The sequence below is a fragment of the Nostoc sp. genome (genome assembly GCF_036917455.1).
Classification (GTDB): Bacteria; Cyanobacteriota; Cyanobacteriia; order Cyanobacteriales; family Nostocaceae; genus Nostoc.
On sequence record NZ_JBALDK010000142.1, the window covers coordinates 15,473 to 32,536 of the forward strand.

At 42.3% G+C, this 17,064-nt stretch carries 15 protein-coding genes; 9 read left to right on the forward strand and 6 right to left on the reverse strand.

The annotated features are described in order from the left end of the window. Positions 1 to 106 precede the first annotated feature (106 nt). From V7K42_RS15095 to V7K42_RS15105, 3 genes are all read right to left on the reverse strand, one after another. Complete coding sequence (locus V7K42_RS15095) at positions 107 to 391, reverse strand: YiaA/YiaB family inner membrane protein (RefSeq protein ID WP_334889278.1); 285 nt, start codon at positions 389 to 391, stop codon at positions 107 to 109. Positions 392 to 660: 269 nt separating this feature from the next. Then, a complete protein-coding gene (locus tag V7K42_RS15100; RefSeq protein WP_334917390.1) occupies positions 661 to 2,274 on the reverse strand; it encodes a DUF4335 domain-containing protein in 1,614 nt (537 codons plus the stop codon). A gap of 251 nt (positions 2,275 to 2,525) precedes the next feature. Beyond that, positions 2,526 to 3,131 (reverse strand): DUF3038 domain-containing protein, encoded by a 606-nt coding sequence (locus V7K42_RS15105; protein ID WP_012406938.1) that lies wholly within the window; start codon positions 3,129 to 3,131, stop codon positions 2,526 to 2,528. 1,048 nt (positions 3,132 to 4,179) lie between these two features. Here V7K42_RS15105 and V7K42_RS15115 point away from each other — a divergent pair. The 3 genes from V7K42_RS15115 (at position 4,180) to V7K42_RS15125 (ending at position 7,141) form a co-directional block, all read left to right on the forward strand. Then, on the forward strand, positions 4,180 to 4,518 hold the full coding sequence (locus V7K42_RS15115; RefSeq protein WP_334917392.1) for a hypothetical protein: 339 nt from the start codon (positions 4,180 to 4,182) through the stop codon (positions 4,516 to 4,518). Positions 4,519 to 5,024: 506 nt separating this feature from the next. Beyond that, the gene (locus V7K42_RS15120; RefSeq protein WP_334917394.1) at positions 5,025 to 6,209 is read left to right on the forward strand and encodes an AbrB family transcriptional regulator; all 1,185 of its coding nucleotides are present in this window, start codon (positions 5,025 to 5,027) and stop codon (positions 6,207 to 6,209) included. A 116-nt stretch (positions 6,210 to 6,325) separates the two neighbouring features. Next, entirely contained in the window at positions 6,326 to 7,141 is an 816-nt protein-coding gene (locus V7K42_RS15125; RefSeq protein WP_334917395.1) for a DUF1838 domain-containing protein, read from the forward strand. A gap of 327 nt (positions 7,142 to 7,468) precedes the next feature. Here V7K42_RS15125 and glsA read toward each other — a convergent pair whose 3' ends face one another. Next, a complete protein-coding gene (gene glsA, locus V7K42_RS15130) occupies positions 7,469 to 8,452 on the reverse strand; it encodes a glutaminase A (RefSeq protein ID WP_334917397.1) in 984 nt (327 codons plus the stop codon). Positions 8,453 to 9,349: 897 nt separating this feature from the next. Between glsA and V7K42_RS15135 the strand changes: the two genes are divergently transcribed. After that, on the forward strand, positions 9,350 to 10,453 hold the full coding sequence (locus V7K42_RS15135) for a septal ring lytic transglycosylase RlpA family protein (RefSeq protein ID WP_334917399.1): 1,104 nt from the start codon (positions 9,350 to 9,352) through the stop codon (positions 10,451 to 10,453). A 240-nt stretch (positions 10,454 to 10,693) separates the two neighbouring features. Beyond that, on the forward strand, positions 10,694 to 12,298 hold the full coding sequence (locus V7K42_RS15140) for a bifunctional pantoate--beta-alanine ligase/(d)CMP kinase (RefSeq protein WP_334917401.1): 1,605 nt from the start codon (positions 10,694 to 10,696) through the stop codon (positions 12,296 to 12,298). 125 nt (positions 12,299 to 12,423) lie between these two features. Here V7K42_RS15140 and V7K42_RS15145 read toward each other — a convergent pair whose 3' ends face one another. Then, positions 12,424 to 12,819 carry a hypothetical protein gene (locus V7K42_RS15145; protein ID WP_334917403.1) on the reverse strand — a complete coding sequence of 132 codons (396 nt, stop codon included), beginning with the start codon at positions 12,817 to 12,819 and terminating at the stop codon, positions 12,424 to 12,426. 825 nt (positions 12,820 to 13,644) lie between these two features. On the opposite strand from V7K42_RS15145, the gene V7K42_RS15150 reads away from it, so the two are divergent. Together V7K42_RS15150 and V7K42_RS15155 are read left to right on the forward strand one after the other, a co-directional pair. Continuing rightward, positions 13,645 to 14,247 carry a superoxide dismutase gene (locus V7K42_RS15150; protein ID WP_334917405.1) on the forward strand — a complete coding sequence of 201 codons (603 nt, stop codon included), beginning with the start codon at positions 13,645 to 13,647 and terminating at the stop codon, positions 14,245 to 14,247. Between the two features lie 451 nt (positions 14,248 to 14,698). Then, positions 14,699 to 14,941: a hypothetical protein gene (locus V7K42_RS15155; protein ID WP_334917406.1), complete on the forward strand. Its 243-nt coding sequence runs from the start codon at positions 14,699 to 14,701 to the stop codon at positions 14,939 to 14,941. Between the two features lie 157 nt (positions 14,942 to 15,098). On the opposite strand, the gene V7K42_RS15160 is transcribed toward V7K42_RS15155, so the two are convergent. Then, entirely contained in the window at positions 15,099 to 15,224 is a 126-nt protein-coding gene (locus V7K42_RS15160) for a hypothetical protein (RefSeq protein WP_334917408.1), read from the reverse strand. 56 nt (positions 15,225 to 15,280) lie between these two features. Between V7K42_RS15160 and V7K42_RS15165 the strand changes: the two genes are divergently transcribed. Both V7K42_RS15165 and V7K42_RS15170 read left to right on the forward strand, forming a co-directional pair. Next, a complete protein-coding gene (locus V7K42_RS15165; protein WP_334917410.1) occupies positions 15,281 to 15,487 on the forward strand; it encodes a hypothetical protein in 207 nt (68 codons plus the stop codon). Positions 15,488 to 15,574: 87 nt separating this feature from the next. Next, complete coding sequence (locus V7K42_RS15170) at positions 15,575 to 16,711, forward strand: AIR synthase related protein (protein WP_334917412.1); 1,137 nt, start codon at positions 15,575 to 15,577, stop codon at positions 16,709 to 16,711. Positions 16,712 to 17,064 lie beyond the last annotated feature (353 nt).

The following is a 17,064-nucleotide window of genomic DNA, read 5'->3' on the forward strand; positions in this document are numbered from 1 at the left end:
ATATAATAAAGGACTGGTATATCCAGTCCTTTTGTTTTTCGTAATATAGTTAATTTCTGACAGGTTTTGGGGAAAGTCTTTTAATTCAAAATTGTTATGGTTGCCTTCATTTTGAATTTAGAGGATCGTGTTGTGAAAGCAATTTTTCTACTTTCGCCTCATCTAACCTAGCGGTTAATCTTGTATTTTCATGCAAGTCTCTAGTAGTTTTCGCCAAAGTAAAAGTTGAGCCAACAGAAAAAGCCATACCCATACCCATAAAGCCCTTCACCCAGCCATTTACAGGTAAGTTTACAATGCCGAAGGTGGTCATAGAAATAGAAATCACAAAAGCTGCCCAAGTTTGAATAACCCAAGCTGGACTGTCTTTTTGAGTACCAATTGTTTGCATATCTCGTTACCTTTGATATAAGTGATTTATACTAATTCATAACTAAGAGCCATTAGACTTGATCTGGGTTTCCAGACTTGTATCTATCGTTTAATGTTGGAAAAATGGTGTTAAAAGGATTGTATTAATTGGTAGGTTTACTAGTATTAATAGTAAGACCAGTTTGGTAACTGGACTCTAAAAGGGAAGCTTAAGAGCAATTTAAGCAAATAAAAACTGGCACAAAGTTTGTACCAGTTTTATAAGTGGCATTAAAGGAAGTAATTTAATTATTCATCTGGAAAAGTCTGCACTTTGCCATCAGGACTGAGAACAACTCGAATTCTGACATTTTGTCCGCGTGTATTGGCGGAAACAAAAGGTTTGCCAACTTCGGGCATCCCAGCGTTATCAACGAATTCTCTTGCTGCCTTATTGAGAGGAAAAATTCGTTCAACTGTGCCATCAACACTGACTATTAAACTGTACTCTAATGTTTGTCCTAGTCCAGTAGGTGGTTGCCAACGCTTTTTGAGGTATTCTCTAGCTTCTGCTACTTGAGGTGTATCAAATAATGTACCAGTAGCCACTTCTCTGGATTTAGGGGTTTTGGGTGTGTCCCCTAATTGATCGATGAATGGATTGTTATCCGCAGTTCTAGAGGAGGGAAGTTGTGAAACAGGTTTTTCGCCGGGAGAAGATTGCTGTAGGGAATTGATTCTTTCGTCTAGCTGTTGTGAGGTTAATGGCGAGGCTTGGGTACGAGTATTGCCACCATTATTGGGAATGGTGCTAAGAGACGGGGGGGAGATTGGTGAGATATTAGTTGGTAAGCTGCCTGCGTTAGAAGATAGTCTGGGTGGCAAATTCCGCAGTTGAGGGAGATTACCAGCTTGGGGATTTGACCCTGTAGAGTTCTGTCCCAAATTTGGTGTTATGGCAATCTCCTGGCCTGGGTTTTTGCTAAATGGTGCGTTAGCTCGATTGGTGGGAAGGGTTGAAGTCCTGCCCTGGGTTGTTGTCACTGCACTATTTGGAAATAGAGGTGGCGGTGCAGCGAAACTAGAACTAGGGGCTGGGGCTATTAGAGGTGCTTGGGGCAAAGTCGAGGTGGGAAGTGGAGGAGTGGAACCTAACAAATTATCTGATGGAGTGGTAAGTCCAGGTTCAGGTGTCGGGAAGTTTAGTGAAGTTGAAGGTTCTAAAGCAGTCTTTACTGCTGCTGAATCAGATGTTTTGGCTGTCTGCTGTTCTTTTTCTCTAATGCTATTAGCATATTGCCAAGTAACTGGTAAGAAACCTACACCTAAGACTAATACTGCGGCAACAGGTGCCCAAGCTGGGAACCTCAGAGTCGAACTCGTGCTGTTGAGAGTTGGAAGTGCCATGACATCAGTTGAGTATTCATCTAAAGCACTAGCCAAATCGAATAATTGCAGCAGAGTGAGTTGAATTACAGGGCCGGATGAGTGGTTGGCGAGAGAACCAAGAAAAAGGTTGTGAGTTAAATAGCTGCTTGGTTCTAAGTGGATATTTGCCCCAGGAATTTGGGTACTAAAAGAATTTAAGGTTTTTATTGAGGACTTTAATTCCGGCTCACCGAGTGCTGTACTTGACTCTTGGGTATTAGAGAAACTGACCCAAAAGTTTTCTGGAGACTGTTGGAGGAATTGCTGTACGTAGTTTGTGACTGCATCACACAAAGCTTCAAGTTGATCGCGATCGCCCCGAATTGGGATTCTGTGTTCTTCTGGTAGTCGGGGATCGTCAAAACGTAGCTCAAAGCTTAGGTGTTTGAGGACAGTTTTCCCCATCCAACGGGACAGAGGCGAGCTTTGCGCGAATACTTCTAGCGTGCAAGTAGGGGGTGTGTAGCGACGAATTACAGAATTTGATAGAGGCATGGCAGGAACTGCGAGGAAGACTATTTGGGATTTTGCAAAAAGTTAAGTCAGTTGCTTGCAAAGAAAAGTTGAAACGGTGGATTCCTTTACTCACAAGGAAGTTTGTCAAGTTTCTTCCGTTGTGTAGTCTTGTGCCAGGAGGAAGCAGTACTGATAGTGGTTAGCCTTGGGCGATGCACTATCAAAAAGGTTTCCCTATCTAGCAAACAAATCACAAGCGAATTTTGATTGAGGAATTTCAAATTTCAAATCTAAAATTTTGTCGAACGGTCTATAAGTGCTAGCCAGAGACGGCGATGCCCACCAGGGGCGCTGTAAAAAAGTAAATCTACAAGCAGTTTTAGTGCCAGGTTGGTAAGTAAATCCGTTGAGATTTTCTCGTCCTCTTCCATCCGTTCTTGGTAGGTGTTGCAAAAAGCATCAATATAGTCTCCAAGTAAAGCAGCCTGGTGAGGTTCCCGGTTATTTTCTGCCATTTGTTCCAACAGACCGACAGCGCGGCGAATCAATTCCTGGTGCTGTTTGGCTAGGTAGCAGATAATCAGAACAAGCGATCGCGCTTCTTCGACATCTAGCTTTTTTCGCCCTCCTTGACCTTTGCGTAGGGGATTTGATTGGCGCAGTCGCCATAAAGCTACGCGGTCTGGCACTCTTGACTCTAAATTCAGATCGGTTGCCGCCGAAAGCATAGCCTCTGAGCCAATCCCAGTTAAGGTTTCTAGCGCCAACAGCACCAAGTCTAATTGGGTTTTGATATTGTCCCATTGAACTGTGTTTGGGGCTGGAAGCTTGATTAAATCCTCCCACTGGGAATTTGGAGTGGCTGAGTTGGCGGCCGAGTGCATAACTTTTAGCATAGGTGATCGAGCGGATAGGGGATGTTGCTGTTACCCATTTTGAAACCAGACTCTCAAGCATCAAGCTTGGTTTCCCATAGCTATGAGCCAGAGGCTTCAGCTAGATTTTTTCTATGTGGTAAACAGCATGTATCTTTGTCCTACTCTAGATGAAAATTTATTTTCAACAAAGTAGAAAAGTATCAATTCTAATTAAGGTTTACCCAACTTTCATTGCTAATTCCGTACAAGAGTATAAATAAACTATGTTTTGAATGCTAACTGCCAATTATCGTTAAGTAATTATGTAGAATACTTCCTACATTTATTTGCAGTTTGAAATTTTGAAATTTCTTGATGCTTATTACTTATTTTTAATGTATACATAATTACTATACAAATATTTTGGCTGTTTGCTAAAGGTTCTTTTTGCTGCTAAGGAGCAGTTTCACTTGTGTGCAGCCTGTTATTTCAGTCCGCGCTGGGCAGCATCAGGACGCTCGATCTGACTTTTGCCGTTAAGTCTCTCTAGCAAGCTGTTAACCCTCTCTACGAGACGCTATGGGAACACAGAGATCGTGCAATTTCAACTCGCCTTGCCACAGTACCTGGATGCCAATAAAAGTATTACGTCGATGTTCTAAGTAACCGCCTAAACGAGCGATATCTCCGATGGGCTACGCCTACGCAACCAAGCGCCTAACTAACTGTTAACACCTTGAGTAGTTTTAGTAATTTGGCTTTTAAAACGTGAATGTGAAGGGGATTGAGGACTTCAATCGCCGCAGAATTGTAAACTGCGGTTATGAGCCGCGCGAACGAGAACTCCGTATGGCACAAAGACTCAAAACTCACTTTGAGCGTTCCTACACTCATCATTAAAATAGGAACTAAAGACTGGCGACTGGAGATTGGGGATTGGAATCAGAATTATTCTCAACACTTAATCCCTAATCTATAAATCTAAGTCACAATCGAGTTAGCGGCTCTGCGCTAAAGTAAAAATATTGGGATCAAAATCTCTGGCAGTAAGTTCAATACACCACTAATCTTTACCACTGCGGCGATAATGTCTCAAGAGTATAACGAATCACTTCAAATTCAAGAGATCACCAAACTCAAACCGAAACACTTTGCTGATTTAGTCAGATCGGCACAATTGATTTTCGATCCCACAGCAGGTGTTTCGGGAAGACATATAACAGTTGACTGGGAACAATTCGGAATTCCCCATGATGTGGCGGACAATCTCAGATCCCTTGGTCAACAGTACCAATATGCATCTCCTCACATCCCTGTTGAAGTCATTTGGAGTAAATTAACTCCCGAAACTCGTATTTGGTTCGTTCAAAACAAAGATAGGTTGTGGCAGCTTGAAGAAGCTTTCCCAGCCCTTGATGAAGATTAAACGGCTGAACCATTAGAAAGGAATATAAATTATTTGTAGGGGCATAATAATTGTTGTGCCCCTATCCTGTCTCTATAGCGATTCTTGTGTAAGTAGATTTATGCGATGGCGCAAGCGACCACCCTAGCCCGCATTTCTCACAAGCTTGAGGGGAGCAGGGGAGGCAGGGGAGGCAGGGGAGGGAGGGGAAGCAAGGGAAGAAAAACTAATACTCGCATTTCTCACAAGCTTGAGGCGAAGGATGGGCAAGAGGGGAAAGAACTTGGTATTTGAACTCTCCTCTGCTCCTCTGCTCCTCTGCTCCTCTGCTCCTCTGCTCCCCTGCCTCCCCTGCTCCTCTGCTCCCCCTGCTCCCCCTGCCTCCCCTGCCTCCCCTGCTCCCCTGCTCCCCCGCTCCCCTTCCCCTGCTCAAGCGCAGGCTTAATCGACATGTGGAGAGAAATCCGGGCTAGGCGATCGCGTTAGCTTAAGTACATAAGTTAAATTAATAAAAAAGCTTTCTATTGATGAATCAAAGCCTAAGTGTTGCTTCCAGCCTGGAAGAACACACTCATGAAAATGCTGTTGTTACCAAACAACAGCTATTTACGAAGCAACTAATTGTCCTTGTCTTAGAAATGCTTCTAGCATTACCTCTGGGTTTACTCCTCGCCAAGTTCCAGATTGGTAGAATTGCCTGGATATTTGGCGGGATTGCTGCTGGTACAGTAGTTCTTCAAGGGTGTCGAATTTTTTATCAATATTCCCCCCAACCTAACCGCACTGCTAGAAAAGTGGGAATGGCACTTATAGGCTTAACTGTCGGTGCTTCCAATACCCACGGTAATCTAGCTAGTATTGCTTCTGGTATCCCCATATTTATTTTTCTGACCTTGTTTTTGCTGCTGAGTGGAACCTGTATTGGTTATATTTACGCCCGCCTCAGCAAAACCAACCTATTGACAGCAATGCTGGCGACAGTTCCTGGTGGTGTCGGAATTATGGCTGCGATCGCAGCCGATTACAATAAAAATGTCAGCTTAGTTGCTCTAGTTCAGGCGATTCGCGTCACTTCAGTAGTTGTTTTGATTCCCTTCATCGCTAGGACATCAGCTGGTAATTACTATCCCCAACCACTCCCAATCAACGGCGTTTGGCTCAATCTCGATCCATCTCAACTAGAATTACTCTTGTTAGCACTCCTAATCACTGGATTAGTAGTTTATCCAGCTATATTATTTAAAATTCCCGCCGGCGATTTCTTTGGTGCATTGTTGATTGGTATGGGGTTTAATCCTTTGCTACATTGGCTGCCTTTTGTGGGCGATATTAGTTTTAGTCCGCCGCCTTTAATTAACTTATTGGGTCAAATGCTTCTGGGAATTACCATTGGTGAATATTGGGGAGACAAACCCAACTTTAAGAAGCGGACTGTCGGCTATGCCTTGATGTCTGTGGGAATGACCCTCATCGCCGGAGCGATCGCTGCTATACTTGCCATGCAATTAACCTCTTGGGACTGGTTAACCTGTCTCTTAGTCACAGCACCAGGAGGATCGGCAGAAATGATCCTAGTTTCCCTAACATTGAATCATAATGTTGAAATTGTCACAACTGGTCATTTGGTGCGACTAATTGCGATTAATAGTTCTCTGCCGCTTTGGCTGTTTTTGTTTCGTCGTCTGGATAAGCAACTTTCTGAACCAGTTTAATTGATGAAGGTATTGGTAATGGGGCATTAGTTTTTGACAAATGACTAATAACAAAGATGCAACTTGAATGCTGGTTAGCTTATCCTTTTGTTATCCAAATACTAAGGATGCTTTAGATGGTTGCCCAAATTCAAGAACTTGAAGCGCAGCACTGGGTTAAAACTCGTTCTTCCCTTGACCCTACCGAATCCACTTTCCTGATTTGGAAAGGTAAAATTTACGCCTTTATCCCCGGTGAGAAAAGACAACTCCTGTTTAAGATGCTGGGATTAAGCGTTAGCCGATGTATTCCCACAGCAGAGGGTAGCTGGGATTTTACTTCTAGGGAACTAACTTACTACCTCAACCCAAAAACAGATGAGGTTTTATCCAAATGGGAGAATCCTTGGACAGGCGAGACAGTTCCGGTGATTCACGTTGCCAATAATCCTGTGCAGGGTAAGTTTGAGGGGAATTTTCCTGCACAAGTAGACGGTGACAGCACAACCTTCGTTTTTGATATATTTCCTTATTACCCCAATCCTTTAGTAGACGATCGCAAATTTGCCGAATACAGCCCAAATCCAATTTATCAGGCAGCGGAGTTGTTTAAATTAACTGTGCCAACCGCAGATTTATTCAACCCAGCACTTAAATCAGTTTCTGAACTCAAACTTAGTTGGGATCGGATTGGTCAATGGCTTCCCTGGATGAAAATGGGCGATCGCCCCGGTCAACTAATCTACAGTGCTGTTGGCAGCAAAGTCAATGGTTTAACAGAACTGCCCCCCCTGCTGCAAGACGAAATTAATAACCGTATTCCTCTATATAAACAAGCCCCAAAAGCATTGATAGATGGCGAAGATATGACTTCCTGGTTGTACTTTCAAAAGCACTTTCCAGCTTACTTAGCTGGTGAAATTTTCCCGCTTCCCCAAGCAGAAGAGTTATGAGAATAAATCATTTCAATCCGGTTAGGATAAGATAAGTTACCTATTGATAACGCTTGTAGAGACCTTGCATTGTAACGTCTCTACAGAGAATAAAATTCTACTAATCACCTATTGGGTGTCATTTGTCATTGGTTAAGAGTGAATGGCACTAAGTTAAGCTGAAGAGTATGCAGCGTATAGATTGTAGAGGGGTAGGGAGGTAACACCGCGATTTCATCACCTATTTTTCCTCAATTAAATTTAACTGCACAGCAGATTTTTAATGCGGCTAACTAATTTATATTGCATCTACATACACCAATTATTCTAGTTTTTAGCTCTTATAATTTACTCAAATTTAGCCTCTTGACCTGAGCAATCAAATAGATGTAAACCTAAGCGTTGGGAAAGTTCTTCACACACCTTCACCCCCCGCACACTATTACCACGGGCATCTAGTAGGGGCGAAAAAACTCCAATGCCCATCTTATTGGGTACAACGGCGATAATCCCGCCACAAATACCACTTTTCGCTGGAATCCCAATTTTATAAGCCCACTCACCTGCAAAGTTGTACATTCCACAGGTGTACATCACACTCAGAATATCTTTGATGTAACGCTTATCTACCGCCTGTTCTTTGGTAATGGGGTTCATACCTTTGTTAGCCAGGGTAGCCGCCATCACTGCTAAGTCTTGGCAATTCACCATCACAGCACACTGCTGGAAATAAAGATCCAGCGACTCTTCAATATTCCGGTCAATCATCCCAAAGTTGAGCATCAGATGCGCCATTGCGCGGTTGCGATGTCCGGTACTGCGTTCTGAGGTAAAAACTGAAATGTCAACGAACACATCCCGGCCAATATATCGCTTGAACATCTCCAGCGTTCGGTTAAGACGTTCCGTTGGACCGGAACCTTTAATTAAGCTGGTGGTTGCGATCGCTCCAGCGTTTACCATTGGATTATAAGGTCGCTTCGATTGCTCATCCAAAACAATTGCGTTGAATGCATCCCCCGTCGGTTCCACCCCAACTCTAGTTAAAACATAATCCAGTCCATGATCTTCTAAGGCAAGTCCATAAGCAAAGACTTTGGAAATAGACTGAATGGTAAAGAGTTGGTCATAATCGCCAACTTTGTAAATCTGACCATCTACTGTGACAATGCAAATACTGAACAAATCCGGGTTTGCCTTCGCCAGTTCTGGAATATATTTAGCTACTGTACCCTCTTGCAGTAACTTGTACTGGGAATGCAATTCCTTAAGAACAGCTAATAATGGCGATGAATCTATTTCTAAATCTCTTTGATTTACTTGGCTTGTCATCAGACTGATAGTATTCCCCAAAATACTCACTATATATAGTAGGGGTGCAGCCGTACATATTTACAACCACAAAGATTTTGTCAAAGACAGCTTGCTGTCAAAAATCATCCTTGAGCAATTACTGAAGTTTCAAAGAAAAAGTTGTTATTTTTAATACATTTAATATTCTTTGTGCAAGCGATCGCGAAGATTTCTTAATTTTTCCATCGTTAATTACAAAAAATATTGGGTTGAGTATATTTCTTTATTTTATACTCAGCAATACTGATATCATTAGTTGTATTTCGTACTTGTATCCGTTTAGTCATTGGGAATAAAAGTCATCATTAATCTAAGTAGAAAAAACATCTTAAACTCAAACTAATTTGCTTAATTATTTCAGATGTAACTCTTATCACGACTTATTCATAGGTAAATCTAAATATTTAATTAAATAAGTGATTTTAAGTATTTATGCCGATGCTATTTAATTGAGGTTATATTATCTTCTTATAGGAAATAGCCAGATAAATGTAATATAGAATACACGCATGGTTGCGAGCCTTTAGAAGATAAATCAATAGGGTATCGTTGGTTTGGCTTGCAATAAGTGTAAAGTTTTTTTAAGAAACTTTTGACTTGCATAAAAAAGCGTTACATAGCCAAAGTCCGCCCTTGAGAAAGGTTTCACCCTTAAATTTGGAACTTTAATTTGATTAAGCTGTCGATAATTACGCTAAAACCCTGATCCCCAAGCTAAAAGGTTCGTGTTAGTCTGTTGCAGTTATTAAGAACAAAGTGAAAACGGAACGAGTTCGAGTTTTTCAGAAGGGAAGTAACTTTCAACTAAATTCACTAGTAGAAAAATCCCGCAATTTATAAAACTTAAGTTCTACAGTCGCTTTCAAAAACGGACGCATGAATCAAAGACATTTGTGGATTATTGTTGCCCTGTCTATGGCTGTTTTGGGCATACCTTCAGTCGGTTGTACTCAAACCACCACTCAAACCACCAAGGGAAATGCGCTAGCTTCCCAAAAATCACCTAACCCTGAAGTGGTTAAGGTGGGAGAGTACCAATCCAGAGCAGGGAAACAAACCTTGGATGCTGTGATTACAGAAATTCATCCTCACAACATTAGAGGACGTAAGGCGGCAACCCTTTTTATCCGAAATATACCTGTTCTCACCTTTTTGAGTTCTGTATCAAATACGAATCTTGAAACTAAAAAAGTTGGTGAAATTGGAAATACTGGGGGCGTACAATCGTACGCCCTTATTGCTAGCAATTCATCAAATACATTGAATACTGGCAACTTAACAGATGTGAGTAACCAGATTAGCTCCGATGACAATGACCCGGTTCAGATAGCTGGTGTAATAGCAGCCAAGATCAACCAGTTGAATCGGGAAAATGTTGACGGCAGTAAGATTACCGTCAGTTGGAAAGCAGGGGAAAAATCTAATGCCAATCAAGCGCAAAACAAAAGCGCTCCCCCCCAGCAAGATGGCGATCGCTATGTAATCAAAATTAATGGCGAAGAATTGGTCGAAATTAACGAAGGTACACGACTAGCAGGTTCCACCAACAATCTGGCGCAAGATGCATTGCAAGCAACCAATCGCCTACGGAGACTACTAGGCAATGCATCTCCCCTAAAAGAAATAGCGAATTTACCAGTATCAATACCAAAGCTACCCCGGCAAATTGCCGTCGGAATAGTGCAAGCCACCTTGAGAGGCATGGCTTCTTATTACGGCTATGACGGTTCTGGTACTCGTACTGCTAGCGGTCAGAGATTTAACCCAGAAGAAATGACTGCCGCCCATCGCAGTTTACCCTTTGGTACACAAGTGCGTGTAACCAACACCCGTAATGGTCGTTCTGTAGTGCTGCGGATTAATGACCGAGGCCCATACATTCGGGGTCGAATCATTGATGTATCTGCTGGCGCAGCTCGGATTTTAGGAATGATGGGCAGTGGCGTTGCACCAGTACATATTGAAGTTTTGGGGAAATAATCTAGGGACTGGGGACTGGGGACTGGGGACTGGGGACTGGAAAGACAAGGAGAACAACCATACCCAATACCCAATACCCAATCGCCAATCCCTAATACCCAATCCCCAATTCCCAATCCCTAATACCCAATCCCCAATTCCAGTTCCGTATCACTTAATTCCCCTAGTTCAATCAACTCTTCCCTCTATTTCAGATATAAACTAGCGGGGGAGGGATCGATAAGAACTAGGGGTATTTTTGTGCGCCTGCTGACAACAGTCGCAGCTTTACGCTGCTATTTAACTAAACGCTGCTCAGAAAACAAGCTAATTGCAGTTACTGAGGATCTGAGACTAGATGAGATGACTGGCTGGTATCAGACGGCAGTTGGTTTAGTGCCAACGATGGGGAATTTGCATCAAGGTCATTTAAGCTTGATTCAACGGGCGCGGCAAGAAAATTCTACGGTGATTGTGAGTATTTTCGTCAATCCCCTGCAATTTGCTCCCAATGAAGATTATCAACGCTACCCGCGCACTTTAGAGCAAGACCAACAACTTTGCGAACAAGCTGGGGTAGATGCAATTTTTGCACCGAGTCCTGAAGAGATGGCGGTTCCCCAGAAGAGTATACAAGAATCAAAGGTTACACAAGTCATACCACCATCTGCTATGATGACAGGCTTGTGTGGTCGTTCTCGGCTGGGTCACTTTCAAGGTGTCGCTACGATTGTTGCCAAGCTTTTAAACTTGGTACAGCCTGACCGTGCCTACTTTGGTCAAAAGGATGGTCAGCAACTGGCAATTATTAAACGCTTAGTAGCTGACTTGAATTTGCCAGTAGAAATTGTTGGTTGTCCAACAGTGCGTGAAGCGTCGGGTCTTGCCTTCAGTTCTCGCAATCAATATTTGACTGCAACGGCAAAAGAGCAAGCAGCAGCATTATATCGCGGCTTGCGACGAGCTGAAGCTGCATTCATTGCAGGCGATCGCAATAGCAACAAGTTGATAGCAGTGGTACAGCAAGAAGTGGCAATGGTCAGCACAATTTTAGTGGAATATATTGAATTAGTTGAACCGACTACGTTGATGTCTTTAGAAAAAGTTGAGGAGGAAGGAATGTTGGCGATCGCAGCTCGTCTTGGTGCTACACGTTTGATTGACAATACGATATTGCACGATCGTCAACCGATTATCGCCATTGATGGCCCCGCTGGGGCTGGAAAATCCACTGTGGCGCGACAAGTGGCAGCAAACCTGGGTTTAGTCTATTTAGATACAGGAGCAATGTACCGTGCTGTCACTTGGTTAGTATTGGAAAAGGGGATTGCTATTGATGATGAGTGTGCGATCGCTGAATTAACTAACCAGTCTAAAATTGAACTTACTCCTAACCAGGATTTACAATCGTCCGTGCGGGTTTGGATTAATGGTACTGATGTTACCCAGGTAATTCGCACCACTGAGGTAACATCTCTTGTATCTGCGATCGCAGCCCAAAGCGCTGTCCGTCAAGCACTGGTTAAACAACAGCAAAGCTGGGGTAAAAAAGGTGGTTTAGTCGCTGAAGGACGAGACATCGGTACTCACGTGTTCCCCGATGCCGAAGTAAAAATCTTTTTAACCGCTTCTGTGGGCGAACGCGCCCGTCGCCGTCAGGAAGACTTTAATAAACAAGGTAAATCCGAAATCAATTTAGAACAGCTGGAACGGGATATTGCCGAACGTGACTGGAAAGATAGTACACGCAAAGTTTCTCCTTTGCAGAAAGCAGCAGATGCGATCGAACTTCAAACTGATGGTTTGGACGTGTCTGAAGTCACTGCACAAATAGTTAACTACTACCAGCAACGTCTATCTGAGTAGTAGTTATCGAAGAGAGCAAGGAGACAAGGGAACAACCATGTAATCAATCTCTGCTACTGCCACTTTATCTCCCACTTTTGTTGTACTCTTCTGGTCACTAATAAAGAAAATACCTGTAATCGGGATTATTGCCGATTTTGGCTTCTAATTAAGAGTTGTTCTGTACTTGTCAGGATGAGCAGTGGCGCGACAGATACTCTGGCGATCACCTCTATTGCCCAGTTGTGATTCACCAAATCAGGGATCGCTGTAAAAAGCGTAAATCCAATGATGAGTGAAAGTAAGATCATGAAAAAATTCCGATCCCAAGCAGGTTTATCGCGCAGTCTCTCTTGGCGGTCTATTAAGCGTTGTCGCCAAAATCGAAAGGTACTGAGGACAGCGACAAGGTATAGCAGTCCAGCATTAATTAGCAGGGTTATTTTATGGTTTGGAGTGATGTCAGGATGCCCAAGTGCGATCGCCGTTAAGCAAACTCCCGCTACTAGATACAGAAAAGTAAACAGGGTAAAATGTTTCATTAGTTTCTTTTTGTACTTTGTAAAGAGGGCAGACTCTAAGGCAAACGCATCCAAATTTTACTTTTTTCTCATAACCAAGGTTAAGAATCAACGAAAAAAACAGCATTTACTGTTTGATTTAATTTTCTAAGCCTCAAGACAATCTCTAAAATCTTTGTCAATAAGCAGAGATTAATCAGATGGTTTTGGAGTTTATTGATAATGAAACAACCTTATTGACATGATGTGGCTGCCCTGCCCTGCCTCCTTAACTCTAGATCTCCTGCACCCAGAGACAGTGCCAAAACTTAGACAGATATTAGATAGTTATTTATTTTTGATTATTTTTTATTTAAATAATTTTAATCGATTATTTTAAATAATAACTTCTTTTAAAATTAATTCATCCAGCCTTAGACTGATTATCTAAATAACAATTAATCTTACTAAAGGTAGAAGTTGCAAAGCTTTAATTTCTGCTTTTAATTACTTAATACCAATTTTCATAGCACTCCTGAATTATTTCTGAACTAAGAAGTCTCCCACTTATAAGAGAATTCCAAAATATAAGCTTTCCGATTGATGTGTTTCAAATCAGATTGTAATATATGTATTTAAATATGAAATATTAGCCATGTTTATTTATAGTGATTGCATACGAGCAATTTAACTTATTTTACTTATTAGAGAAAGACTTTGTTTTTCGTTTCACTTTGGTAGTAAAATAACGATGTTAAGTTTTATGTTCCACGATTAAAGACATAAAACTCCTGAAAATAAAAGCTATTAATTTCCAAGCTTCTACAATAGCTTAAAACTGGAAACCGATAAAGAGAGGATGACACAATGGCATTTGTACAGGCTCCGCTACCCTTCGACATTAATGCTTTAGAGCCAAATGGCATGAAAGCTGAAACTTTCGAGTATCACTACGGTAAGCATCATAAAGCTTATGTAGACAACCTCAACAAGCTCACTGAAGGTACAGAACTTGCTGATAAGTCTTTGGAAGAGGTAATCAAAACTTCCTTCCAAGACTCCTCTAAGGCGGGAATCTTCAACAACGCTGCTCAAGTTTGGAACCACACCTTCTTCTGGAATTCTTTGAAACCACAAGGTGGTGGTACACCCACAGGTGAACTCGCAGCCAAGATCGATAAAGATTTTGGTAGCTTCGACAAGTTCAAGGAAGAGTTCTCTAACGCGGCTGCAACTCAATTTGGCAGTGGTTGGTCTTGGCTCATTGATGATGGTGGTACGCTGAAGGTGATCAAAACACCAAATGCAGAAAACCCTCTAGCTCATGGTAAGAAAGCACTCCTAACCTTAGATGTTTGGGAACATGCCTACTACATTGACTATAGAAACGCTCGTCCAGCGTTCATCAAGAATTTCTTAGATAACTTGGTAAACTGGGACTTTGCTGCTGAAAACTTGGCCAAAGCTTAATCATCTACCAGTGTTGAATCGGTTGTAACAGTAGCTTTTACCAGATATGTAAAGCAAAAACAACCTGTTAGCTATATCAATAATTGCAGTCACGAGTAGTATTCGTGGCTGTTTTTAATTTGCTGGGTACATGTGGTGGAATATTCTAAGCATATCCACAGCAACACTGGCTTAATTCATCAAAAAATTATATTAATTAAGAAAAATTATACTTAAAAAAGTAAGTGGGCATGAATAATTAAAGGTTACAGCAAGCCGCTTCAATCCTTACTATGAGCTAATTTAATGATTTTATATTACGTAATCTAGTTTGACTTATTTTTACCTACTCACTTAAGTATAAAAAACTAATATTTTAACATTTATGTGTCATGAGATACAAAAAATTTTCAGATTTGAGAGGGGAGCATTAATGCTTCAACTTTTGACAAAATTAACGTTTATATAAAACATGGGGAAAATTCAATTTACCCTCACTTTTGTGGCTGCTGTGGTAGGCAGACTTCGCGATCTGGCATCAAGATTTTCAAGGAGAATGAAAAGCAGTGTGACGATCGCCACAAATGCTGCGATCGCAGTACTAGCCGGACACACTGTATCAGCACAGATAACGCCGCCTTCACTAGCTTCACTAAAGACTGTACCGATTCCAGGGCCAGACTGGGAGCAACGCGAAAAAGTGAGATCCTCGTGAAATAGGCAGGGGAGGCAGGGGGAGCAAAGAGGCATTTTTAGTATTTTTTACTACCGAAACAGACTGCTTCTACACTTATTTCTTTCTCTTCCCCTGCCTCCCCTGCCTCCCCTGCCTCCCCTGCCTCCCCTGCTTCCCCTGCTTACCCATCTCACTGTTAGAGCATTGCTCCCGGCCAGACTATACAGGCTACGTAAAAGATAAGAGTAAAGCGATCGCTCTGGGAAAAGCTCTTTTCTGGGATATGCAGGTTGGTAGTGACTTTTTCAAAAACCTTTTTCATCAGCCTTAACTGCCTCCTGTATCTTAAAAGTAGTAGCATAAAAATTAAAATATTATATGGATAGCAAAGAACTAGCGCAATACATCGAAGCGACGAATAGCATTACTAAACCTTGGGTATTGGTACAACTGCGCCTCAAGAAATTGCAAGAGCGTCGAACAACCCTTACAAACGATGTGTATACCAAAGAATTAGAAGATATTTACCAAGACTTGATGAATTTGGGTGAATGGTGGCGCGGTATTGAAGATGAGGTATTTTAAAGTGAGGAGTTATGACTTTTCCTAACTTTTAACTCTTGCACAGACGCGATTAATCGCGTCTCTACTCCTAACTTAAAACGCAACCTGATGGCTCAAGCTCTCGATCAAGTCGATTACGATACTCTCGATGCCGCAAAAAGACGCTTCATCGAAGCTGCAAAACGCACGCTTACCTTTGCAAGCGCCTATGGAACCGTCCCCGCATCGGGTCTTGGAGCAAGTGCTAACGCTTTCAGCTTCAACCTCGCTCCATTTATTCAAGCGGGCGCTCCAGAAATTTCTCTAACACTTGTCCCTGAAGGACTAGGAACGGCAGACGATACCCGCCCTGATGACCTTTCCGAAGAAGAACTTCGGCGATTCTGGTGGAACATCGGTATCAAGATCATTTCGTGTCTGACAAACGATGCAGCAACTTCAGGGATGCAGACTCTACTTCTTGGTCTTTATCTGCCATCAAGTACTCCTGAAACAATTTTTACCCCGACTTTCCTTGATGGGTTTCTGGATGGAGTCGTTGAAGGGTGCAAACGAGTGGGGTGTGTCTATCTCTCAGGGGAAACTCCTCAACTTAAAACTAAGATGATTTCAGGTCGGCTCGACATTGCAGGTTCGGTTTTTGGGGTTATGCCGCCTAGTGTTGCTCCGATTGATAGCTCGCGTCTGGATGCCGGAAATACTATTGTTCTCGTCGAGAGTTCTGGCCCCCATGAGAACGGCTTTACCCCACTGCGAAAGCTTGCTGAATCCCTTCCTGATGGGTATAGAACAAAGCTTCCAAGTGGGCAGGAGTTCTGGGAAGCGATGAATGCTGCTTCATATCTCTACACGCCGCTTGTACAGGCGGTACTTGGCGAAGGAATTCGCCCCACCGCAATGGAGAATATCACTGGACATGGATGGCAAAAGCTGATGCGGTCGGTGAAGCCACTCCGATATGTTGTCGAAACGATGCTCCCAGTACCGGAGATATTTACGTTTGTCGAGGGTCATCTTGAGGGCGGGGCAGAAACGATGCTTTCGGTGTTCAATTACGGAGCCGGATTTGCATTTTATACAGAATCAAAGGAGGATGCAGAAAGGATTGTCATCCTGGCGAGAGAACATAAGTTAACGGCTGTGATTGCTGGAAAGGTTGAAGCCTCCCTTAGCCGCGAGGTGGTGATAGAACCACTTGGGGTAACTTTGAAGGGGGATTCTTTTGGGATTGCGCGGGGAGTATAATCAGCCGCAAGCGATCGCTAGTTTTTTGATAACTATTATAAACTCACTCATGCGATGCCTGCGGCGGGCTATGCCTATGCTAAATTTCTTAACTGAATCAAAAAAATAGTGTAATTACTGAGTAATATTTTTTTTGACACGTGATATCTATTTACGTCTCAGGCTTCTTAGATAAAATTATCCTCCTAAATATCTTGAAATAAGTCATTTTGCACAAATAGTATGAATGGATTTACAAAATTTTATATGTAATATTTTTTGCTACTTACATTTAAAGTAGTACAAATCACCCATGACTACTGAGGTTAAGATTTGCTAACGTAGTCTTAACATATTGAAAAATTTGCTGAGAA